The organism is uncultured Lacinutrix sp. (assembly GCF_947500325.1).
Lineage (GTDB): Bacteria > Bacteroidota > Bacteroidia > Flavobacteriales > Flavobacteriaceae > Lacinutrix.
Map to the genome: position 1 here is coordinate 1 of NZ_CANMRQ010000078.1, position 719 is coordinate 719.

Consider the following 719-nt stretch of genomic DNA (forward strand, 5'->3'; position numbering starts at 1 on the left):
AGTTATACGATTCAATATCGAACGTCAGAAACAGGTTCTTGGAGTACAATAGTTAGCAATTATACAACAACGAGTGGCGTTTATATTTGGAACGTACCCCAATTATCTCTAAGGGAAAATTGTAGAATACGGGTTTTTGATGCACAACAATCTTGTAAAGAAGATATAAGTGATGCCGTATTTACAATAACTCCAGCGTCTCCTGTTTTAACTTATCCTAATGGCGGAGAAACTTTAGATTCAGGATGTGCTTATAACATTCAATGGGATACTAGCACTTTGTATACTTCAGTTAGATTAGACTATTCTCCAAATAATGGAGATACATGGAATACTATAGTAAACGGTACATCTAATGATGGAAGTTATAGTTGGACTACACCAAATAGTTTACCTACAAGTAACTATTTAATTAGAATAAGTAATATAGGCAACACCACTTTATTAGATACTAGTGATAGTACTTTTAGTCTAATACCAATGGTTGAGTTAACAGATGACTTTTCAAGTATTTCGACAAATGGCTGTGACGCTTTACCAATAAACTTTAGAGCCTCTACTTGTGAAAGCCGATTTAATTTTTATTACAGTACGGATGATGGAGTTACTTGGAATACGATTGCAACAAACCGATCAATATCTGGAACTTCTGCTAGTATAAGAACCTATAACTGGAATATACCTAATACTATTGATAGCAATACAGTTAGAGTAAAAGT

General features: G+C 33.7%; 1 protein-coding gene. It reads left to right on the forward strand.

What is annotated here, in order from left to right:
• Nucleotides 1-719: Ser-Thr-rich GPI-anchored membrane family protein (locus tag Q0997_RS20245; protein ID WP_367180231.1), on the forward strand; the 719-nt coding region annotated here is incomplete at both ends.